We start from the raw sequence: 21,296 nt of genomic DNA, 5'->3' as shown, positions 1-21,296 counted from the left end.
TTCAACAATGAGCACACCCGTCTCAGCGCCATCGGAGATGGCCTTCTTCTGCCTGCTGGCCCGCAGCGCCAGCCTGTCGGCCACGGCCCGCGAGCTGGGCATCACCACGCCGGCGGCCAGCAAGCGCCTGTCCCAGATGGAGGCGCGGCTGGGCGTGCAACTGGTCAGCCGCACGACGCGGCGCCTGGGCCTGACCGATGAGGGCCAGACCTACCTGGCCCATGCGCGGCGCATCCTGGATGACATTGCCGCCATGGAGCAGGCCGTGGCCGGCATGCCCGGGCAGCCGCAGGGCCTGCTGCGCATCAATGCCACGCTGGGATTCGGGCGCAGCCATATCGCGCCGCTGATCGCCAGCTTCGTGCGCAGGCACCCGCAGATCCAGGTGCAGCTGCAGCTGTCGGCCTCGCCGCCGCCCCTGGTCGATGACAGCTTCGACCTGTGCATACGCTTTGGCGAGCCGCCGGACGCGCGCATCATCGCGCGGCGCCTGGCGCCCAACCGGCGGCTGCTGTGCGCGTCTGCCGCCTACCTGGCACGGCGCGGCACGCCAGCCACCCCGCGCGAGCTGATGCAGCACGACTGCATCGACATCCGCCAGGGCGACGACACCCACGGCGTCTGGCGCTTCACCCACAACGGCCCCGGCCGCAAGACCGAGGCCATCCGCCTGCGCGACAGCCTGAGCACCAACGATGGCGAGATCGCCGTGGGTTGGGCCCTGGCCGGCCTGGGCATCGTCATGCGCGCCGAATGGGATGTCGCCCGCTATCTGCGCAGCGGCCGCCTGGTGCAGGTGCTGGCCGACCATGCCACGGCGCCGGCCGACATCCATGTGGTCTATCCGCAGCGGCATGCGGCAACCCAGCGCGTGCAGCGCTTTGTAGAGCACCTGGCACGGCACTTCGATACGGCCGCGCCCGGCTTCTGAAAAGGCATGCCGTATGCGGGGAAACGCCAATAAGCAGTAGACAGAAACTGTATACAACTCTTGTGACCAGCCGCTATGATGGCTGAATGGAGACTTCCACCACCAGTTTCATTGTCGAGAGCCTGACCCGGGCCATCGTCGAACACCGTCTTCTGCCCGGCACCAAGCTGGCCGAGCAGAAATTGGCAGACCATTTCGGCGTCTCGCGCACCCTGGTGCGCCAGGCGCTGTTCCAGCTGTCGCAAAACCGCCTGATCCGGCTCGAACCCGCGCGCGGGGCCTTCGTGGCCACGCCCTCGGTGGACGAGGCGCGCCAGGTCTTCGCCGTGCGCCGCATGCTCGAAGCCGAGATGGTGCGCGCCTTCATCGCCCAGAGCACGCCGGCCAAGATCCGCGCGCTGCGGCAGCACGTGGCGGCCGAGAAAAAGGCCATGGACGGCAACGACGTCGGCCAGCGCACCGAGCTGCTGGGCGACTTCCACGTGCGCATGGCCGAACTCATGGGCAACGAGGTGCTGGCCCAGCTGCTGGGCGAGCTGATCTCGCGCTGCGCGCTGATCACGCTGATGTACCAGTCCAGCACGGCCGCCGAGCATTCCCATGACGAGCATGCCGAAATCGTCACGGCCCTGGCCGGCGGCGACGCCGACCACGCCGTGCAGCTCATGCAGCAGCACCTGGACCACGTGGAAGCCGGCCTGACCTTCGACCGCGACATGCCGACCAGCGATCTTTCGATGGCCCTTTCCTCCGTATCCGCATGACCTACGACGCCACTGCCCCCTATCCCCGCGACCTGATCGGCTACGGTCGCACGCCCCCCCACGCCCGCTGGCCAGGCCAGGCCCGCGTGGCCGTGCAGTTCGTCCTCAACTACGAAGAGGGCGGCGAGAACTGCGTGCTGCACGGCGATGCCGCCAGCGAGCAGTTCCTGTCCGAAATGTTCAACCCGGCCGCCTACCCCGAGCGCCACATGAGCATGGAAGGCATCTACGAGTACGGCTCGCGCGCAGGCGTCTGGCGCATCCTGCGCGAGTTCGAGAAGCGCGGCCTGCCGCTGACCGTGTTCGGCGTGGCCACGGCGCTTCAAAAGCACCGCGAGCTGGCCCAGGCCTTCGACGAGCTGGGCCATGAAGTGGCCTGCCACGGCCTCAAGTGGATCCACTACCAGGGCGTGCCCGCCGAGGTCGAGCGCGCCCACATGCAGCAGTGCATGGAGATCTTCGGCGAGCTGTACGGCCACGATGGCGACCACGGCCTGGGCTGGTACACGGGCCGCGACAGCCCCAACACCCACCGCCTGGTGGCCGACGACGGCCGCTTCGCCTACGACAGCGACTACTACGGCGACGACCTGCCCTTCTGGATGAAGGTCGGCAAGAGCGACGGCAGCACCCGCAGCCAGCTCATCGTGCCCTACACGCTGGACTGCAACGACATGCGCTTCGCCCTGCCCCAGGGCTACTCGCACGCCGACCCGTTCTTCCAATACCTGAAGGACACGTTCGACGCCCTCTACGCCGAGGGCGATCCGGCCGGCGACGACTCCCCCAAGATGATGAGCATTGGCATGCACTGCCGCCTGCTGGGCCGCCCCGGCCGCATCACGGCACTGCAGCGCTTTCTGGACCACATCCAGCGGCACGACAAGGTCTGGGTCTGCCGCCGCATCGACCTCGCGCGCCACTGGGCGCACCACCATCCCGACAAGGAATAACGCAGCATGGCTCTGACGCTGGAACAACTCAACGCCGCCGACCTGGCCACCGCCACCGGTCTGCTCGACGGCCTCTACGAACACTCGCCCTGGATTGCCGAGGCCGCGCTGGCCCAGCGCCCCTTCCGCTCGCTGGCACAGATCAAGTACGCCATGGCCCAGGTGCTGGACAAGGCACCCGTGCAGGCCAAGCTCGACCTGATCCGCGCCCACCCGGAGCTGGCCGGCAAGGCCATGGAGGCCAACACGCTCACGGCCGAATCCACCAACGAGCAGAACAAGGCCGGCCTGACGCGCTGCACGCCCGAGGAGCTGGAGCACATCCGCAAGCTCAACGCCGAGTACGGCAAGCGCTTCGGCTTTCCCTTCATCCTGGCCGTGCGCGGTCCGCGCGGCGCGGGCCTGGCCAAGGCCGAGATCATCGAGACCTTCGAGCGCCGCCTGCACAACCATCCCGACTTCGAGCTGGGCGAGGCGCTGCGCAACATCCACCGCATTGCCGAGATCCGCCTGAACGACAAGTTCGGCTACACGCCCGAGCTGGGCAACGATGTCTGGGACTGGCAGGAAAAGCTGGCCCAGCACAGCGACCCGGGATATGCCGAAAAGGGCCAGCTCACCGTCACCTACCTGACCGATGCCCACCGCGCCTGCGCCCAGCGCATCAGCCACTGGATGCGCGACTGCGGCTTCGACGAGGTCGAGATCGACGCCGTGGGCAACGTCGTGGGCCGCTACAAGGCGGCCACCGAGGACGCCAGGACCCTGCTGACCGGCAGCCACTACGACACCGTGCGCAACGGCGGCAAGTACGACGGCCGCCTGGGCATCTTCGTGCCCATGGCCTGCGTGCGCGAGCTGCACCGCCAGTGCAGGCGCCTGCCGTTCCACATCGAGGTCGTGGGTTTTGCGGAAGAGGAAGGCCAGCGCTACAAGGCCACCTTCCTGGGCTCGGGCGCACTGATCGGCGACTTCAGGCAGGAATGGCTGGAGCAAAAGGATGCCGACGGCATCACCCTGCGCGAGGCCATGCAGCATGCCGGCCTGTGCATTGACGACATCCCCAAGCTGCAGCGCGATCCGGCCCGCTACCTGGGCTTCATCGAGGTGCACATCGAACAGGGCCCGGTGCTCAACGAGCTGGACATCCCGCTGGGCATCGTCACCTCCATCAACGGCAGCGCGCGCTACATCTGCGAGATGATCGGCATGGCCAGCCACGCCGGCACCACGCCCATGGACCGCCGCCGCGATGCCGCCTGCGGCGTGGCCGAGCTGGCGCTGTACATCGAAAAGCGCGCCGCGCGCGACGGCACCTCGGTGGCCACCATGGGCCAGCTCAATGTGCCCAGCGGCTCGGTGAACGTGGTTCCCGGCCGCTGCCAGTTCAGCCTGGACCTGCGCGCGCCCACCAACGAGCAGCGCGACGCCATGGTGGCCGACATCCTGGCCGAGATCGAGGCCATCGCCCAGCGCCGCGGCCTGCGCTACAGCACCGAGCTGGCCATGAAGGCCGCCGCCGCCCCCAGCGCCCCCGAATGGCAGCAGCGCTGGGAAGCCGCCGTGGACGCCCTGGGCGTGCCCCTGTACCGCATGCCCAGCGGCGCCGGCCACGACGCCATGAAGCTGCACGAAATCATGCCCCAGGCCATGCTGTTCGTGCGCGGCCTGAACGCCGGCATCAGCCACAACCCGCTGGAAAGCTCCACCGCCGACGACATGCAACTGTCCGTCGATGCCTTCTCCCACGTACTGAACCAGCTGGCCCAAGAGCAGCAATGACCGACATGAACCAAGACAAGCAAGCCACCTACGCCGCCCTGGACGCCTGGATCGACCAGCATTTCGATGAAGAGGTGCAATTCCTGCAGGCCCTGGTCCAGGTTCCGACCGACACCCCGCCCGGCAACAACGCCCCCCATGCCGAGCGCACGGCCGAGCTGCTCAAGACCCTGGGCTACGAGGCCGAGAAGCACACCGTGCCCGAGGCCGACGTCAAGGCCTACGGCATGGAGTCCATCACCAACCTGATCGTGCGCCGCCCCTACGGCAGCGCAGGTGACGCCGGCGGCGGCCTGACCATTGCGCTGAACGCCCACGGCGACGTGGTGCCACCCGGTGAAGGCTGGACCCAGGACCCCTATGGCGCCGCCATCGAGGACGGCAAGCTCTACGGCCGCGCCGCCGCCGTGAGCAAGAGCGACTTCGCCACCTTCACCTACGCCGTGCGTGCGCTCGAAGCCGTGGCCCGGCCCTCCAAGGGCGCGGTGGAACTGCACTTCACCTATGACGAGGAATTCGGCGGCATCCTGGGCCCCGGCTGGCTGCTGGCCAACAACCTCACCCAACCCGACCTGATGGTCGCGGCCGGCTTCAGCTACGAAGTCGTCACCGCCCACAACGGCTGCCTGCAGATGGAAGTGACCGTGCAGGGCAAGATGGCCCATGCCGCCGTGCCCCACACGGGCGTGGACGCGCTGCAGGCCGCCGTGGTGCTGATGAACGCGCTGTACGCCGAGAACACCAAGTACCAGCAGGTGACCTCCAAGGTGCCGGGCATCAAGCACCCCTACCTGAACATCGGCCGCATCGAAGGCGGCACCAACACCAACGTGGTGCCCGGCAAGGTCGTGCTCAAGATCGACCGCCGCATGATCCCCGAGGAGAACCCGGCCGAGGTCGAGGCCAGCATCCGCGCCGTCATCGCCCAGGCCATTGCCGACTTCAACGCCAAGGGCGGCTACACGGGCGAGGATGCCGTGCGCGTGGACATCAAGCGCCTGCTGCTGGCCAATGCCATGACGCCGCTGGCGGGCAACAAGCCCCTGGTGGACGCCATCCAGGCCCATGGCGAAGCCGTGTTCGGCGAAAAGCCCCCGGCCGTGGGCACGCCGCTGTACACCGACGTGCGCCTGTACGTGGAGCGCGGCATTCCCGGCGTGATCTACGGCGCCGGCCCGCGCACCGTGCTGGAATCCCACGCCAAGCGCGCCGACGAGCGCCTGGTGCTGGAGGACCTGCGCCGCGCCACCAAGGTCATTGCGCGCATGCTGTGCGACCTGACGGCCTGACCATCTGACCGCCTGACGGCCCGCATCAAGGCCTGACACCCAAGCCCGGCGCCGCCGGGCTTTTTTGCGCCCGGGCACCGCATCGGGGCGCATGCACCACCGCAGCCCATGCCGTGCGCCAGAGCCACGCACGAGCCGCGCCAAGCCGCGCGGTAGCGGCCGCCAGGCACCAGCACGGTGCCTGGTGCTTGCCAGGCGGCTGGCATCCATCTTGCAATGCACCATGGCACTCCCGCCCTGGCAGGCGATGCGCACCAAAACGGGTTGGCGCGACTGCCGCAACAGGGTTTACCGGGAGCAGAAATTTCCCATGATCTGTATACACTTTTTGTATGGATGTTGGCGCCGAACCCTGCCACGCCGGCGTCCGTTCCCATAAATCCCGAGGAGACAAATCCCCATGCAATCTTCCGTTCATCCCGTCGATGAGATGCTGCCCGCAGGCAAGCTCACGGCGCTGGGCCTGCAGCACGTTCTCGTGATGTATGCGGGCGCCGTGGCCGTGCCCCTGATCGTCGGCCGCGCACTCAACCTGCCGCCCGAGCAGGTGGCCCACCTGATCTCGGCCGACCTGTTTTGCTGCGGCCTGATCACGCTGATCCAGGCCATGGGCGCGACACAGTGGTTCGGCATCAAGCTGCCCGTGATGATGGGCGTGACCTTCGCCAGCGTGGCGCCCATGGTGTCCATGGCGCAGAGCACGGGCGGCTCGGCGGGGGCGGGGCTGATCTTCGGCTCGGTGATCGGGGCGGGGATCGTGTCCATCCTCATCGCCCCGCTGATCAGCCGCATGCTGCGCTTTTTCCCGCCCGTGGTGACCGGCACCATCATTGCCGTCATCGGCATCAGCCTGATGCGCGTGGGCGTGAACTGGATCTTCGGCAACCCCGTCGGCCCCACCGCTCCCAGCGTGCCCAACCCCGAGCACCTGAAATGGCTGGCCGACGCCCAGGCCACGGCCGGCGCGCCAGGCTCCTCGCTGCCGCCCGTGCCCAAGGGTTTCGCGGTCGTGCCCACCATTCCCAACCCCAAGTACGGCGACCTGACCGGCGTGGGCATCTCGGCCATCGTGCTGCTGTCCATCCTGCTGATCGCGCGCTTTGCCAAGGGCTTCCTGGCCAACGTCTCGGTGCTCATGGGCATCCTGATCGGCGGCGTGCTGTCCGTGGCCATGGGCCTGATGGACTTCAGCAAGGTCGCCAAGGCCGAATGGTTCACGATGGTGCTGCCCTTCGAGATCGCCACACCGGTGTTCGACCCCATCCTCATCCTCACCATGAGTCTGGTGATGGTGGTGGTGATGATCGAGTCCACCGGCATGTTCCTGGCCCTGGGCGACATGACCGATCGCAAGATCAGCCAGGACGAGCTGACGCGCGGCCTGCGCACCGACGGCCTGGGCACGCTGATCGGCGGCATCTTCAACACCTTCCCCTACACCAGCTTCTCGCAGAACGTGGGCCTGGTCGCCGTCACCGGCGTCAAGAGCCGCTGGGTCTGCGTGGCCGGCGGCGTGATCCTGATCGTGCTGGGCGTGCTGCCCAAGATGGGCGCCCTGGTCGAGTCCCTGCCCACCGTGGTGCTGGGCGGCGCGGGCCTGGTGATGTTCGGCATGGTGGCCTCCACCGGCATCCGCATCCTGAGCAACGTGGATTTCCAGACCAACCGCAACAACGCCATGATCGTCGCCGTGTCCATCGGCGTGGGCATGATTCCGCTGGTGGCGCCGAATTTCCGCCAATGGATGCCCCACGGCATTCATCCGTTGATCGAATCCGGTATCCTGCTGGCCTCGATTACCGCGGTGGCATTGAACATTTTCTTCAACGGAGCCAGCAGCGACACCTCTGCTGCCGTCCGGGCCGCACGCCAGGCAGACGCCCACTGATGAAACAGTGCCCGCCCTGGCGGGCACGCCCAACAATCGCCCGGCCTACCCGCCGGGCCGTGCGCCCCCTGCCGTCCATAGGCGCCAGGGGGCTTGTTGTCGAAATCCCTGAGGCAAAACTGTCCTGACCCTCATAGGCTGTAGCTATCCGGTAAGCTCCGAGAGCATTTGCAGAGAATTCCCGTATGACCCAAAACCTGTCCAACGCCGAACAAGCCCTGCGCGACGCAGCCCGCGAATACCATCGCAGCCCCAACAAGGGCAAGATCTCCGTCACGCCCACCAAGCCCTTGTCCAACCAGCGCGACCTGTCGCTGGCCTATTCGCCCGGCGTGGCCTACCCCTGCCTGGACATCCAGGCCGACCCCTCGCTGGCCGCCGAATACACGGCGCGCGGCAACCTGGTCGGCGTCATCACCAACGGCACGGCCGTGCTGGGCCTGGGTGACATCGGCCCGCTGGCCGGCAAGCCGGTGATGGAAGGCAAGGGCTGCCTGTTCAAGAAGTTCGCCGGCGTCGATGTGTTCGACATCGAACTGGCCGAGCGCGATCCGGACAAGCTGATCGAGATCATCGCCTCGCTCGAACCCACGCTGGGCGGCATCAACCTCGAGGACATCAAGGCGCCCGAGTGCTTCTACATCGAGCAGGAGCTGTCCAAGCGCATGAACATCCCCGTGTTCCATGACGACCAGCACGGCACGGCCATCATCTCCAGCGCCGCCCTGCTCAACGGGCTGGAGCTGGTGGACAAGCAGATCGGCAACGTCAAGATCGCCGTCTCCGGCGCCGGCGCTGCCGCCATCGCCTGCGTGAACGTGATGGTGGGCCTGGGCGTCAAGCGCGAAAACGTCTTCATGTGCGACTCCAAGGGCGTGATCTACGAAGGCCGCCCCGGTGGCCTGGACGCCTCCAAGGCCCAGTACGCGCAAAAGACGGACGCCCGCACCCTGGCCGATGCCGTCAAGGATGCCGACGTCTTCCTGGGCTGCTCGGCTCCCGGCGTGCTCACTGCCGACATGGTCAAGACCATGGCCGACAAGCCCATCATCCTGGCCCTGGCCAACCCCGAGCCCGAGATCCGCCCCGAGCTGGCCAAGGCCGTGCGCCCTGACTGCATCATGGCCACGGGCCGCTCGGACTACCCCAACCAGGTCAACAACGTCCTGTGCTTCCCCTACATCTTCCGTGGCGCGCTGGACTGCGGCGCCACCAAGATCACCGAAGCCATGAAGCTGGCCTGCGTGCGCGAAATCGCCGCACTGGCCAAGCAGGACGTCAGCGATGAAGTCGCCGCCGCCTACCAGGGCAAGGAGCTGAAGTTCGGCCCCGACTACCTGATCCCCACGCCCTTCGATACCCGCCTGATCCTGCGCATCGCGCCGGCCGTGGCCAAGGCCGCCGAAGAATCCGGCGTCGCCACCCGCCCCATCGCCGACTACGACGCCTACCGCGAGAGCCTGACCCGCTTCGTCTACCAGACCAGCATGTTCATGCGTCCGGTGTTCGCCGCTGCCAAGGCCAACCAGCAGCGCGTGGCCTATGCCGAAGGCGAAGACGAGCGCGTGCTGCGCGCCGCCCAGGTCGCCGTCGATGACGGCCTGGCCAAGCCCATCCTGATCGGCCGCCCCGCCGTGATCGAGGCCCGCATCGCCAAGGCCGGCCTGCGCCTGGTGCTGGGCAAGGACGTGGAGATCTGCAACCCCGAGGACGATCCGCGCTTCCGCCAGTACTGGGAAACCTACCACCGCCTGATGGGCCGCAACGGCGTCACGCCCGAGACCGCCAAGGCCGCCGTGCGCCGCTCCAACACGCTGATCGCCGCGCTCATGGTCCATCTGGGCGATGCCGACGCCATGCTCTGCGGCCTGGTCGGCAAGTTCGACAGTCACCTGGCCCATGTGCGCGACGTGCTCGGCCTCAAGGAAGGCGCCGGCGAGTTCGCCACCGTCAACGCCGTGATGCTGGACAGCGGTACGCTGTTCATCGCCGACACCTACATCAACGATGCGCCCAACGCCACCGAGCTGGCCGACATCGCCCGCCTGGCGGCCGAGGAAGTGGCCCGCTTCGGCCTGCCGCCCAAGGTGGCCTTCCTGTCGCACAGCAACTACGGCTCCTCCAGCCGCCCCTCGGCGCTGAAGATGCGCGCCGCGCGCGACCTGTTCGCCGCCGCCAACCCCGACGTGGAATGCGACGGCGAGATGCACGGCGACTCCGCCCTGTCCGAAGCCATCCGCGACCGCTCCCTGCTCGAGTCCTCGCTGCACGGCGAGGCCAACGTGCTGATCTGCCCCAACCTGGACGCCGCGAACATCCTGTTCAACGTGCTCAAGACCACGGGCGGCCACGGCACGACCATCGGCCCCATCCTGCTGGGCGGCGCCGCGGCAGCCCACGTGCTGACCCCCTCCGCCACCGTGCGCCGCGTGGTCAACATGACGGCCCTGGCCGCAGCCCAGGCCATCGCTGCCCGCGGCTGATCCGCGCCGCACCCAAAAAAGGCGCCCCTTCACAGGGGCGCCTTTTTTACGCCCCCTGCCCCGGCAGGAGCGGCACAACCCCGGCTAGAATACGCAGCTTCGGAGGTTTGGGTGAGTGGTTTAAACCAGCAGTCTTGAAAACTGCCGACGGGCAACCGTCCGTGAGTTCGAATCTCACAGTCCCTTTCTAGGACTCATGACAGACGGGCCTGAGCGGCCCGTTTTGCATTTCTACCCATCAGCTTACCTATCGCAGGATAGTGGTGCATAGTTCCGCATCGCTCTAGCCAATAGGCATGTGCCTGTGGCTCTTTCATACTCGATAACTTTGCTGCGCTGGTTGACTGCGGCCTGACGCAGATGAAGATGGCGCCACTTATCTCTACTTTGAGGTGCGAATGGATGATCGTCCGGGTTTCAAGCTTGACGCCTACTTGGTGAAGCATGGCCAACGTGGCCCCCTCTGTGACGTCCGCGTATGGCTCCCAAAACAACCCGCCGACGATGGCCGAATGGCAGTCCAAGCTTTCGGTCTGCCCTTTGACAATGAGCTATGCGGCAGTGGCTTCTCTTTGATCAATGATGAGGAGCCAGGTTTCTACTTCGAGGCCAGTGATATCCTTATTCGCTCTTCGTCCACGCAGTTCGGACGACGTGTAGGCGGCACCACTCTGGAGATTGATCATGTTGAGCGTTTGACGATCCGAAGAAATCTGCGAGGAGGGGCTTATCACGAGCTTCAGTCTATCGAAAGTGCGACTTTTCATTTAAGTCAGGTGCACTACGCGATTCCCTCCAAAGTATGGAGCATGGATTTCAAGGGCAATAGAAACTTTGGTCATTCCTACTCCCCTCCGCGCCTTCCGGTGCGCGACTCATCCGGAGAGAGTTTAGCGCTGGAACTGGATCGCCATTGGAATTGGGTGAATCACGACGACGGAGACACCGTTGTCGCTAGGAGTACCCCTGTTTTTGTATTTCATGATTCTTCCAACGCACCTCCTGCCTCACTGAATACCTTGAGGCAAAGTGCACGCACGGCAGCATTGCTACTTTCACTCGCGGCCCGCTGGAGAGTCGTGGTGCACGGTTTCCATGCTTACTTCAATGGCGTTACGCATGAGGAATGGGACTATCCTTTTTCTCGCGTGAGAGCAGCAAACGGATTAGAAGACTCCAGAGACTTTCTGGTTCATCCGAGCTATCTAGAAAATTTCATCCAATCGGCCTCTTCTCGGATCAGTAGCTTTAAGGAGGCTGAGAGCGATGCAGTTTTTCTCGCCATTTATTCGCTCCATCCAACAGTCAAGCATTCCATCGAGTCTCGATTTCTGGCCCTCTTCGTCGCATTAGAGGGTTTAGCTCGGCAATTTGGTAGCGCCAACGGCGGTATGCATAGCATCATCCCAGCATTGCTAGCGGCATATCCGCCGGGAATTCCTACCCTCTGGCCTATTCTGGGTGAACAAGGCTTGCCAGGGCTGAAGGATCTCCGAAATGAACTGGCACATGGCAGAAACTTCAGCAGGCGTGTACCCGGCAGCCTTTCAGTTGCCGAAGATCATTTGCAGCTTTGGATCGAGTACCTTCTATTGTCTATTTTGAACGGACGAGCTTATGCGCATAGTTTTAATTGGCTGACTCGACACACTATTGAGCAACGGGATAAAATGGAATCCTTACGCATTCATTTGAGCGAGGCGGGCATCAGAAGCAGGTCGTAGCACGCAGTTCAGAAAGCATTGTCACCCGAAGGCCACAGAGAGCCGCTACCACTGATGCCCACTGTGCGAGCAGCATCTCCTATCTTGAACACTTTTACACCAATGCATGCCACGCCATACGGCTCGGTAGATTGCTCAGCCGAAGTCACCGGGCTGCTATAAATTCAAGATGTACCTGGTTGCGGTTGCGATTGAGCAAGACGGTGGCGCCAGTTATCAATGATAGACGCTTGGCGTTATCGATTACCTCCGCCATGTGTTGATTGGAGCTTGCGACCACCTTCCCAGCCGGGGCTGCGGCCAAAGTGCCAATGATCATGGGCTGGCTACAAACCGTGTAGCTGTCTCCGCCAATCGACGCAAGCTCCTCGGATCGGCTAGGCCGATGAGGTCGAACATGAGCAGCAGTCGATGATCCGGCTTGACCTGATGGTGCTAGATCCTGCCAGCACACGGTTGCGAAAGCCTTGCGCTCCCTCCAATGCACAGTAGAGGACACCCACATTGGTTACCGGGCGCCCATTCCACTCCTTGCCGTAGGTAGAATTGCCAGCATGAGGTCAATCAGCCACGCCGTCTTGCCGGCTCCTTAGGGACCCCAAACTATAAGGAGCCATCCGATGTGGAATAGGTTTTCAACCATCCACTGGATTTTGCTCCACTCACCAAACTCATGAACACCGAAAGTTTCATAGTGCTGCACGTCCGAGGGTACGGCACTGAATGGCTTAAGCAACTGTAGGATTTTGGGATTTCTTTTGAAACGCAAGGCTGGGCCAGCAATCTCTTCCTTGGTCACCATTTCCTCGGAGTCCTCTGGAAGCACCTCTGTTTCGGAATCAATCGAGCCGTGCGGAACGAAAACAGTAGCTTCGCCCAGAGAACCAGGGTCAACGGACAGAATTTCGGCATGACTGAGGCTTACTTGGTGTGCGCTTTTCTTTTGGTGGCAGCTTACAGTTTTACATTGAGAGAGGATAGCAAACTGTACCGCGCTCCACGACATCAGGTGAGCAAGGGGGAGTACAATTTTAAGAGATCCAGGGCTCGCAACTATGCCGTGCTTGGTATCACGGCCAGGAGGCAGAGATGACTGCCAACCGAACCTGCTGCTAGTTGGCCCCTGATGTCCGTGGAATTAACGGTATTCCTTTCATACCATCCAATAGCAAGCTCCAATAGCATTCGTAGCAGGCGCGTGCGCGACGGAATTGCTCCAGATTTACAGTGCATGCGTCCTCTATATCGAGTGGCAGGGTACCGCCCCATCCATACCCCACAGACATGCGTCCCGGGATGCGCACCATTTCATAGGTACCATTCGCCTGTTTCTTGTGTTCTGTCGCAGGTTTCACTGATCTGACCACAGCCCTCGTCATCCCAATTCCCAATCGTGGTCCAATTGCATGACTTGTACGATTGCGGTAATCCGAAGTGGCCGATCTGTAGTCGTGAGCATCCAACGAACAGATTAAGTTGACAAATTTTTTGGCTACTGACCATGGAGCCAAGAGCTTGAGCAAACGCTGCTCTTTTTGCCTCCTGGTTAGGTGCCGAGGCTTCTCATCATGCGTTGTAGGATCGCCGTCGATGCGATCTGGGTAGCTTGCATCCTGTGCAAGACGCACTTGATGCATAGAATTGGTAGCGACGAAGGTAAACGTGTCGCGCATAGCACTAGGAAGAAGTAGGCATTGATGCGCAAGCGCCTCCAGAAATTCTCGGCGTAGTTCCCACGCATCATCTTTTTCATAGCCCGCGATGACGGAATTCCACGCCTTCCAACGACGTAGCAAACCAAGCCATCCGTTGAGTAGATTCGTGAGTTCTCGAAGCTCATCCCTAACCATCTCAGCCCCTAACAGAGACCATTGATAACGGTCAATCTGCTCAAAATCGTAAGGTAGATAGCGCTCCGATGGTCCCATTTCGCCCTCATCCCACCGGACGAGATATGCATCATATGCTGTGCGCAGAAGCATCGAATATTTTATGTCCATAAACAGCCTTCTAGCACCAATCTAAAGACGCCAAAATGATCATTGTTGAAGCCCTAGCCTACCCCTGAGAAGCGATTTCACCGTATGAAGAATGGTGTCATAGGCAGTGTAAACATCATCGTTGCTAGCAACACCGGTGTGCACAATTTTTCCTCGGAGATCATAGGCACGCACAACTTCACGGGCTAACTGATTGCGATCAGCGTGCGCCAATCCCGCACCGGTTGCGACCAGTTCACGTATGCGCCTGCGTATTGAAGTCTCTTTACGAAAGTCGAACTCTCTCTGCAGTGACTCCAGCGCGAAACGCTCCTCATCACTGATGTTCTCGTGAAGACGCGTATCGATATCCAACGTCATCTTCTCCAACACGGCTACAGCGGATTCGTGCTTTGCGAGGTCTGGTGCGAGAACTTCCAACACCATCATCAATGTCAGTAACCGCGCCCGCATGGATGTTTCCAGAAATTGCCCCAAGTACAGTGAAATCGCTGTTGCAGTCTTTGTCTCGCTGATTACCCCGTCCTTGCAAGTCGTAACTGCCTCCACGAAGAGCGGAGCTAGTACATCGAAGGGCGATGAAACATAACCCGAAACTTCTACTCCTGCAAAAAACTTGATGTTCTGGTCCGTCTTGAAAACCGTGTATCCGCCAGAATTGCCCAGTCCATGGACTGGACAATCGTCAGCCAAGCCAAAACCTCTCGCCAAATTTTTTCCAGCCTGAGTCGGATCATCGGCATAGGTGATGTCTCCCCGGTCATGCCCCAAGATGAACGGTATGTTGTGGACTAGGGCTATGTTCCAAAGTCCAGCTCGAAGACGTGGCAAAAATGCTTCGGCTTCAGACTCAGTCGCAAAGTCTGCAATCCTTACTATCAGATCCCGATGCTGCAACACGAACGTTGCGCGCCTACCTCCTATTTCCACCTCAACGGGGATGTCGATCCCGGTGATGCGCGATGCGTGTGGTGTCTTTGCCGAGACACGCAGCGTATATGTCATGTGCGGCCCTCCTCCCCATCAGCTTACCCATCTTTCAGCGCCCTGCCTGCTGCCCCCATGTGAGCGCCAACCTAGATGTGATGCACGCCGCGACACGAGCCGCAAGCGCACCAACGCCCAGCGCATCAAATCGTTTGTTATGACCAACCTCGAGACCCTGATGGGCATGCCAGAAGCGGTCAAGTTCGTCGAGACCCGGGGCATGCTGAAAAAATCAGGGCACGCAGTCGGCTAGAATTCGCGCCTACCCTCCCGGAGACTTGGGTGAGCGGTTTAAACCAGCAGTCTTGAAAACTGCCGACGGGCAACCGTCCGTGAGTTCGAATCTCACAGTCTCCGCCAGATCCAGATGATCAGAAACAAAGCGCCTGCCCAGGCGCTTTTTTCTTGTCCATCGCGCGCCAGGCAGGTTCAACCAGCGCCCTGCCCCCCGGCTGCAGCCACGCAGCCCGCCGTGAGCCCGCAGGCAACGGTCTCCACACATTCTTCACACAGTCTTTACATTAGATTAACCAGCCAGACATAAGCTGCCGGGCTTCTAGCGCCCGCGTAAGCCAAGAGTCCGTAGCCAACGCTGAAGCTCCCGTTCGACCGTCTCCCTGGGAATTTCCCTTGTGCCAGCGCACTTCTCTCCGCTGCCGGCCTCTGTCATGACTTCTCCTGTTTCCTCTCAAGCAGCGAGCGCGATCACGCGAAGCGCTCCGCTGGCCCTGGCCGCTCCGTCGCTTTCACTCGCACTCAAGATCGCCATCGGCCTGCTGGTCTTTGCCGTGGCCTGGCTGCTGCAGATCGACAGCTCCAGCCTCACGGCACCCAAGGACAATCTCGAACAGCTGACCTGGGTGCACAGCCTGGAATGGGGCTACTACAAGCACCCGCCCCTGCCGACCTGGCTGCTTTCGGTGCCGGTCCATCTGTTCGGCCTGTCTGCGCGCACCAGCTACGCCACCGGCGCGCTTTTCACGGTGGCGGGCCTGTTCCTTTTCTGGAAGCTGCTGAACGACTTGCGCGGCAGCCGCTACGCCACGCTGGCCCTGTTGGCGGCCATGTGCATCACCTACTACAACGAGCGGATGCACTTCTTCAACCATGAAGTCGTGCTGATGCCCTTCTTCGCGGCCAGCGCCCTGCTGGTGTGGCGTGCGGTGGGCAGCAGGCAGCTGCGCTGGTGGGCCGCCCTGGGCTGCTGCCTGGGGCTGGGCGCACTGGCCAAGTACCAGATGATCCTGGCCGCCGTGGCGGTATTCCTGTTCTGGCTGGCGTCAGGCGCCTGGCGCGAGCGAGTCCACATGATCGGCCTGGTGCTGGCGGCAGCCATCTCGCTGGCCATCATCTCGCCGCACCTGTACTGGCTTTTCCTGAACGACTTCGGCCCCATCCGCTATGCCACCGAATCCTCGCTGGGCGCCAGCCTGGGCGGTGGCGCAAGACTGCTCAATACGCTGCACTGGCTGGCCGACCAGCTGCTCAACCGTGCATTGCTCGCCTGGGTGCTGCTGGGACTGGTGATGGCCCTACACCGCCGCAGCCGCCTTGCGCCGCAGGACACACCGCAGCGCCCCGGGACAGCCGATGCATCGCGCGCGCTGATCCTGTGCTTTGGCCTCACGCCCATCGTGCTGACCTGCGCCATCGGCATCTTTGCGGGCTCGTCGCTGCAGCTGCACTGGGGCACGCCCTTTCTGCTGCTGGCCGTTCCCGTCGCCATGGAGCTGGCCGGTGCCAGGCTGCAGCCGTCGCGCATATCGATCACCACCGCCATCAAGTGCTTCGTGGCGCTTCAACTGGCCTTGCTGCTCGTGGCCCAGATGACCTCGGCGCGCAGTGAACTGCGGCTTAACAGCCGGCACTGGAGAAACTTCGATTCAAAGGCCTTGAGCCAGGCGCTTGCCGAACCCGCGCGCGAAGCGCTGGGCGGCGATATCCGCGTGATCGCAGGCCCCACGGCCGAGGCCAAGGCCCTGGCCCTGAAGCTGCGCGAAAAGCCGCTGGTGCTGATCGATGGCCGCATGGACATCAGCCCCTGGATTTCCCAGCACATGGTGGATGCCTGCGGGGTGCTGCATCTGCAGCTGGCTGCGTCGCAGCCGCCCGGACACCAGCCGGTGGGCGAAGGCTTTCCCTCCCTCTTCTGGCGTGTCAGCCCGCCGGAGGAAGATGCGGGCAGCTGCGTCCCAAGCTGAACAGGGTGATGGCTGGGCCGGGCACTAGCGAACCAGCACGTGCCGCACATCGATGGCAAAGCCGCTCAAAACCTTGCCCGGGGTTTCGCCGTCTTCGACGTCCACATCGAACAACTGCCAGTGCGCTTGCCGGCCTTGCGGCAAAGGCAGACAGGAGATCTGCGGCCCCATGTCGATCATGGCTGCGATGTTGTTGACCGCCTGCACCTGTGCCGCGCGCACCAGGGGCATCAGCAAGTCGTCGGCAATGCCCAACGCGCGCAGGCGGCCCAGCGCCTGCTGCGCATCGCTGAGCAACGGGCCTTCGTTGACGTTCAGATCTCCTTGGTGCAACTGCTCCAGCCAGCGGCTGTCGCCGGCGGCCGCCACCTCGCTGCACAACCCGTGAACCAGTGCCGCCATTGCCACGGTGGGCTCTCCGCGGCTTTCGCTCAGAGCCCATAGCACGGGCTCGGCCAAACCCAGGGATTCGTAGTACGGAAAAAGCGCGTGCAGCTCGGGATGCTGTTCGAGCAGGTACTCGCTGTGGGACTTCTTGGGCTTCTTGGGCATGGGCGTGTGCTTTCAGGTCAATGCGCCGTGATTTTCTGCTGTCTTGGCTGAATCACGGTCACATATCCAATGACCATTCCACCGATCAAGGCCATGGGCCAACCAAAAAGAAACACCACCACATAGGCCATAGATGCACCGCCGCCTGCATAGGGCGCGCACTCTTGTGCATTGGCCCACAGACTGAAAATCAGCACCGTTGCCGCAGAAACCAAGCAAGGCCAGGAACTGGGCCAGGCCAGCATGCCAAGCGGCACCAGCATCACGAGTGCATTGGCAAGCCAGAAACGGGTCAGACCTGCATGGCACCAGATCTGTGTGAACAGGGATTGAATGGGAAAGCTGGCAAGCAGGGCCAGCATGCCAAGCCGTCTGACCGCGTAATGGTGACGCAAAAATCCAGGCCTCATGTCACATTGCCTTGCTCGAGAAATGATGGACAGAAAGAATACGCTGCCTGCGGGCCGCGCCTGTCCGCATTGCGTGATTGCACCCATTGTTGAGAACCACCGCCGTGCCCATGAAATCCCCCTGCGAAGAACTCATCGACATGCTGGGCCGGCCCTATGACGCCGGCAAAGTGGCCCGACTGCTTGGCCCATTGGGTGTCAAGCGAATGCCCAGGCCGTCGAGCCATTTTGATGACGACATCATCTGGTCCGCCAAGTCCTCGCTGCGCATCGATGTCTATCGTCCCCGGGCACTTTCCAGGCTGACGGGGAGAGACTGGGAGGATGGCGATGTCTGGCTCATTGGCTCCGTGCATTTTCTTGCGCCGGGGGCAGACAGCAGAATCCGGGCCGTATTTGCGGGCAGCCTGCCTTCGGGGCTGAGCATGCAATCCCCACCTGAAGCGCTGGTGGCGGTTTTTGGGCCGCCGCAAATGGATGATGGGATCGAGCGACCGGGACATGGCGGACGTCTGCTGGCCTGGCGCAAGCCGCAGGTCAACATCGTGGCCAAGTATGAGGACGCGGGCGAAGCTGGCTCCATCACCAGCTTTGTGGTGTGCCTCATCGGCTGCATAGGCGCCTGGCGCAACGACGACCCAGAGGTTTTTGCACCCTGAGGATCTGGCGGCCAAATCGCATCCTGCATCCTGCGTCCCCGACCCGGGGCAGGCGCCCGCAGATACCCCATCAATACCTGCGCGATGCCGGCCGCCATGGCCGCAGGTTCGAACATGGCAGGCGGATCAATGGCGGCCGCATGCACCAGGGGCCTCACGCATGCGCCCCCTCCCGCTCGGTCGCCCAGGCCCGCGCGGGCGAACAGGTGGCCATTGCCGGCCCGCGCATCGCCGGGCCGCGCACGCAACTTTCTCCACCCATCAACAGCGCCACATCCCCCGGGTAACCACCCGGACGCGGGATGCAGGCGCTCACTAGAATCAAAAAATGAACTTTGACATCAACATTCAAATTCAATGAAAACCAATGGCTGCCAGACGGCGCCTCCCTCGGCCTCCGAACTGCATGCGGCCTATGCAGCCGGCACGCTGACGCCCATGCAAGCCACGGAGCACTGCCTGCGCGTTGCCTGCGCAAGTCAGTCAGTGTTCACGCGCATCACGGCGGACCGCGCGCTCGAGGAGGCCCGGCAGTCCACCGAGCGCTGGCGCACGGGCCGGCCGCTGGGGCCGCTGGACGGCGTCCCCATCAGCTGGAAGGACTTGTTCGACGTGCGCGGCACGCCGACCACGGCGGCCTCGGCCCTGCTGCAGTCGGCCGCGCCAGCCCGGGCCGACGCCACCGTGGTGGCGCATGCCGCAGCGGCCGGCATGGTCTGCCTGGGCAAGACCAATCTCAGTGAGTTCGCCTACTCGGGCCTGGGGCTCAATCCCTGCTTCGGCACGCCGGTGTTTGCACATGAGGGAGGCCACGACCGGGCGCCCGGGGGCTCGTCCAGCGGCGCTGCGCTGGCCGTGGCCCTGGGGTGCGGGCCGCTGGCCATGGGCACGGACACGGCGGGGTCCGTGCGCATTCCCGCCGCCTTCAACGGGCTGGTGGGCTATCGCGCCAGCAGGGGGCGCTATTGCCTGCAGGGCGTGTTTGCGCTGGCGCCGTCCCTGGACACCCTGGGGCCGCTGGCCCTGAGCGTGGCCGACTGCATGGCGCTGGACCGCGTGCTGCGCGGGCTGACCGACGACGGCCATGCCAACGCATCCCCCGCTGCGGACCTGCGCAATCAGGTGTTCTGCACGGACCTCAGCCTGCTGGATGACGACCGCGTGCAAGCTCCCGTGCGCAACAACCTCCTGTCCTCCCTGGCCTTGCTGGAGACCCGGGGCGCCCGCGTGGAGCGCCGCACGCTGCGCAGCCTGCGCGCCGTACGGACGCTGACCCGGCGCCATGGCTGGCTGGGCGCCCATGAAGCCTTTGCCACCCACCGCGCACGCCTGGACGATGCCGATCAGGCCGCACGCATGGACCCGCGCGTGCGCCAGCGCCTGGAGGCAGCCAGGCATCTGAGTCCTGACAGCTACCGGACATTGATCGCCCAGCGCGCACCACTGATGGCCTTGTTCGCGCAGGAGCTGGGCGATGCCACCCTGGTGCTGCCCACCACGGGCCACACCGCACCCCTGCTGCTGCCGCTGCTGGACGACGACAGGCTGTTTGCCGAAACCAACCTCGCCACGCTGCGGCTGACCATGCCGGGCAGCTACCTGGACACGCCGGCCGTGGCCCTGCCCAGCGGCGTGCAGCGCATTCCCGGCCTGGACGGCAGGCCTGCGTTTCTGCCCACGGGCCTGCAGCTCATGCGCCCCCGGGGCGATGACGACCGGCTGCTGCGCATTGCGCTGAGCGTCGAACAGGTTCTTTCCCCCTCCACCGTTCCCATTGATAGGAGTGCATGACATGAGCAAGGAAATCCAGATCACGTTTGGCGTGGACGTCGATGCCGTCGGCGGCTGGCTCGGTTCGTATGGCGGGGAAGACTCGCCCGACGACATCTCGCGCGGCATGTTCGCGGGCGAGGTCGGCTCGCTGCGGCTGCTCAAGCTGTTCCACAAATACGGCCTGAAGACGACCTGGTTCATTCCGGGCCACTCTGCCGAGACCTTTCCCGAGCAGATGAAGGCCGTGGTGGACGCGGGCCACGAAATCGGCATCCACGGCTACAGCCATGAGAACCCGATTGCCATGACGCCCGAGCAGGAAGAGGCCGTGCTGGACCGCAGCATCGAAGTCATCACGCGGCTGGCCGGCCGCGCGCCCACGGGCTACGTCGCTCCGTGGTGGGAATTCAGCCCGGTCACCAACGAGCTGCTGCTCAAGAAAGGCATCAAGTACGACCACAGCCTGATGCACAACGACTTCCACCCGTACTACGTGCGCGTGGGCGACCAGTGGACGCGCATCGACTACAGCAAGCATCCGGACACCTGGATGAAGCCCCTGGTGCGCGGCAAGGAGACACGGCTGGTCGAGATCCCCGCCAACTGGTATCTGGACGACCTGCCGCCCATGATGTTCATCAAGAAGTCGCCCAACAGCCACGGCTTCGTCAACCCGCGCGACATAGAGCAGATGTGGCGCGACCAGTTCGACTGGGTCTACCGCGAGCACGACTACGCGGTCTTCCCCATCACCATCCACCCCGATGTCTCCGGCCGCCCCCAGGTGCTGCTGATGCTGGAGCGCCTGATCGAGCATTTCCAGTCGCATGAGGGCGTGCGCTTCATGACGTGCGACCAGATCGCCGACGACTTCCTGCGCCGCCAGCCGCGTTGATGCCG

17 protein-coding genes and 2 tRNA genes are annotated in these 21,296 nt (G+C 63.4%); 14 read left to right on the top strand and 5 right to left on the bottom strand.

The features are described from left to right. Nucleotides 1-7: 7 nt before the first annotated feature. The 9 genes from A9976_RS02265 to A9976_RS02225 all read left to right on the top strand — a co-directional run bounded on the left by A9976_RS02265 (nucleotide 8) and on the right by A9976_RS02225 (nucleotide 11,814). Nucleotides 8-931 (top strand): LysR family transcriptional regulator, encoded by a 924-nt coding sequence (locus A9976_RS02265; RefSeq protein WP_043823989.1) that lies wholly within the window; start codon nucleotides 8-10, stop codon nucleotides 929-931. 86 nt (nucleotides 932-1,017) lie between these two features. Further along, on the top strand, nucleotides 1,018-1,695 hold the full coding sequence (locus A9976_RS02260; RefSeq protein WP_012204034.1) for a GntR family transcriptional regulator: 678 nt from the start codon (nucleotides 1,018-1,020) through the stop codon (nucleotides 1,693-1,695). Further along, nucleotides 1,692-2,648 carry an allantoinase PuuE gene (gene puuE / locus A9976_RS02255; protein WP_065346749.1) on the top strand — a complete coding sequence of 319 codons (957 nt, stop codon included), beginning with the start codon at nucleotides 1,692-1,694 and terminating at the stop codon, nucleotides 2,646-2,648. Before A9976_RS02260 ends, puuE begins: the two co-directional genes overlap by 4 nt. Before the next feature lie 6 nt (nucleotides 2,649-2,654). Further along, nucleotides 2,655-4,430: a 2-oxo-4-hydroxy-4-carboxy-5-ureidoimidazoline decarboxylase gene (gene uraD, locus A9976_RS02250; protein ID WP_183017639.1), complete on the top strand. Its 1,776-nt coding sequence runs from the start codon at nucleotides 2,655-2,657 to the stop codon at nucleotides 4,428-4,430. Then, nucleotides 4,427-5,719: a M20/M25/M40 family metallo-hydrolase gene (locus tag A9976_RS02245; RefSeq protein WP_012204031.1), complete on the top strand. Its 1,293-nt coding sequence runs from the start codon at nucleotides 4,427-4,429 to the stop codon at nucleotides 5,717-5,719. The genes uraD and A9976_RS02245 overlap by 4 nt, the downstream gene beginning before the upstream one ends. A gap of 400 nt (nucleotides 5,720-6,119) precedes the next feature. After that, a complete protein-coding gene (locus A9976_RS02240; protein ID WP_013803717.1) occupies nucleotides 6,120-7,607 on the top strand; it encodes a nucleobase:cation symporter-2 family protein in 1,488 nt (495 codons plus the stop codon). Between the two features lie 185 nt (nucleotides 7,608-7,792). Further along, the gene (locus A9976_RS02235; RefSeq protein WP_183017638.1) at nucleotides 7,793-10,090 is read left to right on the top strand and encodes an NADP-dependent malic enzyme; all 2,298 of its coding nucleotides are present in this window, start codon (nucleotides 7,793-7,795) and stop codon (nucleotides 10,088-10,090) included. A 101-nt stretch (nucleotides 10,091-10,191) separates the two neighbouring features. After that, nucleotides 10,192-10,275, top strand: a tRNA-Ser gene (locus tag A9976_RS02230). Between the two features lie 213 nt (nucleotides 10,276-10,488). Further along, nucleotides 10,489-11,814: a hypothetical protein gene (locus tag A9976_RS02225; RefSeq protein WP_183017637.1), complete on the top strand. Its 1,326-nt coding sequence runs from the start codon at nucleotides 10,489-10,491 to the stop codon at nucleotides 11,812-11,814. A 589-nt stretch (nucleotides 11,815-12,403) separates the two neighbouring features. Here the strand turns inward: A9976_RS02225 and A9976_RS02220 are convergent. The 3 genes from A9976_RS02220 to A9976_RS02210 all read right to left on the bottom strand — a co-directional run bounded on the left by A9976_RS02220 (nucleotide 12,404) and on the right by A9976_RS02210 (nucleotide 14,819). Next, nucleotides 12,404-12,820 carry a hypothetical protein gene (locus A9976_RS02220; RefSeq protein ID WP_183017636.1) on the bottom strand — a complete coding sequence of 139 codons (417 nt, stop codon included), beginning with the start codon at nucleotides 12,818-12,820 and terminating at the stop codon, nucleotides 12,404-12,406. A 106-nt stretch (nucleotides 12,821-12,926) separates the two neighbouring features. Then, nucleotides 12,927-13,814 (bottom strand): hypothetical protein, encoded by an 888-nt coding sequence (locus A9976_RS02215; protein WP_183017635.1) that lies wholly within the window; start codon nucleotides 13,812-13,814, stop codon nucleotides 12,927-12,929. A 39-nt stretch (nucleotides 13,815-13,853) separates the two neighbouring features. After that, the gene (locus A9976_RS02210) at nucleotides 13,854-14,819 is read right to left on the bottom strand and encodes a hypothetical protein (protein WP_183017634.1); all 966 of its coding nucleotides are present in this window, start codon (nucleotides 14,817-14,819) and stop codon (nucleotides 13,854-13,856) included. A gap of 254 nt (nucleotides 14,820-15,073) precedes the next feature. On the opposite strand from A9976_RS02210, the gene A9976_RS02205 reads away from it, so the two are divergent. Beyond that, a tRNA-Ser gene (locus A9976_RS02205) sits at nucleotides 15,074-15,161 on the top strand. Between the two features lie 308 nt (nucleotides 15,162-15,469). Next, nucleotides 15,470-17,002: a glycosyltransferase family 39 protein gene (locus tag A9976_RS02200; RefSeq protein ID WP_409049528.1), complete on the top strand. Its 1,533-nt coding sequence runs from the start codon at nucleotides 15,470-15,472 to the stop codon at nucleotides 17,000-17,002. A 24-nt stretch (nucleotides 17,003-17,026) separates the two neighbouring features. Here the strand turns inward: A9976_RS02200 and A9976_RS02195 are convergent, their stop codons facing one another. Continuing rightward, a complete protein-coding gene (locus A9976_RS02195) occupies nucleotides 17,027-17,554 on the bottom strand; it encodes a hypothetical protein (protein ID WP_183017633.1) in 528 nt (175 codons plus the stop codon). A 17-nt stretch (nucleotides 17,555-17,571) separates the two neighbouring features. Next, the gene (locus A9976_RS02190) at nucleotides 17,572-17,916 is read right to left on the bottom strand and encodes a hypothetical protein (RefSeq protein ID WP_183017632.1); all 345 of its coding nucleotides are present in this window, start codon (nucleotides 17,914-17,916) and stop codon (nucleotides 17,572-17,574) included. Between the two features lie 158 nt (nucleotides 17,917-18,074). On the opposite strand from A9976_RS02190, the gene A9976_RS02185 reads away from it, so the two are divergent. The 3 genes from A9976_RS02185 (at nucleotide 18,075) to A9976_RS02175 (ending at nucleotide 21,291) form a co-directional block, all read left to right on the top strand. Further along, nucleotides 18,075-18,623 carry a hypothetical protein gene (locus tag A9976_RS02185; RefSeq protein WP_183017631.1) on the top strand — a complete coding sequence of 183 codons (549 nt, stop codon included), beginning with the start codon at nucleotides 18,075-18,077 and terminating at the stop codon, nucleotides 18,621-18,623. 357 nt (nucleotides 18,624-18,980) lie between these two features. Beyond that, on the top strand, nucleotides 18,981-20,414 hold the full coding sequence (locus A9976_RS02180) for an amidase (protein WP_183017630.1): 1,434 nt from the start codon (nucleotides 18,981-18,983) through the stop codon (nucleotides 20,412-20,414). Nucleotide 20,415: 1 nt separating this feature from the next. After that, a complete protein-coding gene (locus A9976_RS02175) occupies nucleotides 20,416-21,291 on the top strand; it encodes a polysaccharide deacetylase (protein WP_013803733.1) in 876 nt (291 codons plus the stop codon). Nucleotides 21,292-21,296 lie beyond the last annotated feature (5 nt).

Source organism: Delftia sp. UME58 (genome assembly GCF_014170385.1).
In the GTDB taxonomy this organism is placed as follows: Bacteria; Pseudomonadota; Gammaproteobacteria; order Burkholderiales; family Burkholderiaceae_C; genus Comamonas; species Comamonas acidovorans.
This window is presented reverse-complemented; position numbering and strand designations above follow the sequence as displayed.

What these genes read in the sequence shown, in the direction of transcription:
- A9976_RS02200 (WP_409049528.1), top strand. Translation starts at nt 15,470, where the DNA reads ATGACTTCTCCTGTTTCCTCTCAAGCAGCGAGCGCGATCACGCGAAGC.
- A9976_RS02260 (WP_012204034.1), top strand. Translation starts at nt 1,018, where the DNA reads ATGGAGACTTCCACCACCAGTTTCATTGTCGAGAGCCTGACCCGGGCC.
- A9976_RS02215 (WP_183017635.1), bottom strand. Translation starts at nt 13,814, where the DNA reads ATGGACATAAAATATTCGATGCTTCTGCGCACAGCATATGATGCATAT.
- A9976_RS02225 (WP_183017637.1), top strand. Translation starts at nt 10,489, where the DNA reads ATGGATGATCGTCCGGGTTTCAAGCTTGACGCCTACTTGGTGAAGCAT.
- A9976_RS02265 (WP_043823989.1), top strand. Translation starts at nt 8, where the DNA reads ATGAGCACACCCGTCTCAGCGCCATCGGAGATGGCCTTCTTCTGCCTG.
- A9976_RS02240 (WP_013803717.1), top strand. Translation starts at nt 6,120, where the DNA reads ATGCAATCTTCCGTTCATCCCGTCGATGAGATGCTGCCCGCAGGCAAG.
- A9976_RS02245 (WP_012204031.1), top strand. Translation starts at nt 4,427, where the DNA reads ATGACCGACATGAACCAAGACAAGCAAGCCACCTACGCCGCCCTGGAC.
- puuE (WP_065346749.1), top strand. Translation starts at nt 1,692, where the DNA reads ATGACCTACGACGCCACTGCCCCCTATCCCCGCGACCTGATCGGCTAC.
- A9976_RS02185 (WP_183017631.1), top strand. Translation starts at nt 18,075, where the DNA reads ATGAAATCCCCCTGCGAAGAACTCATCGACATGCTGGGCCGGCCCTAT.
- uraD (WP_183017639.1), top strand. Translation starts at nt 2,655, where the DNA reads ATGGCTCTGACGCTGGAACAACTCAACGCCGCCGACCTGGCCACCGCC.
- A9976_RS02210 (WP_183017634.1), bottom strand. Translation starts at nt 14,819, where the DNA reads ATGACATATACGCTGCGTGTCTCGGCAAAGACACCACACGCATCGCGC.
- A9976_RS02175 (WP_013803733.1), top strand. Translation starts at nt 20,416, where the DNA reads ATGAGCAAGGAAATCCAGATCACGTTTGGCGTGGACGTCGATGCCGTC.
- A9976_RS02190 (WP_183017632.1), bottom strand. Translation starts at nt 17,916, where the DNA reads ATGCTGGCCCTGCTTGCCAGCTTTCCCATTCAATCCCTGTTCACACAG.
- A9976_RS02220 (WP_183017636.1), bottom strand. Translation starts at nt 12,820, where the DNA reads ATGTCGTGGAGCGCGGTACAGTTTGCTATCCTCTCTCAATGTAAAACT.
- A9976_RS02195 (WP_183017633.1), bottom strand. Translation starts at nt 17,554, where the DNA reads ATGCCCAAGAAGCCCAAGAAGTCCCACAGCGAGTACCTGCTCGAACAG.
- A9976_RS02235 (WP_183017638.1), top strand. Translation starts at nt 7,793, where the DNA reads ATGACCCAAAACCTGTCCAACGCCGAACAAGCCCTGCGCGACGCAGCC.
- A9976_RS02180 (WP_183017630.1), top strand. Translation starts at nt 18,981, where the DNA reads ATGAAAACCAATGGCTGCCAGACGGCGCCTCCCTCGGCCTCCGAACTG.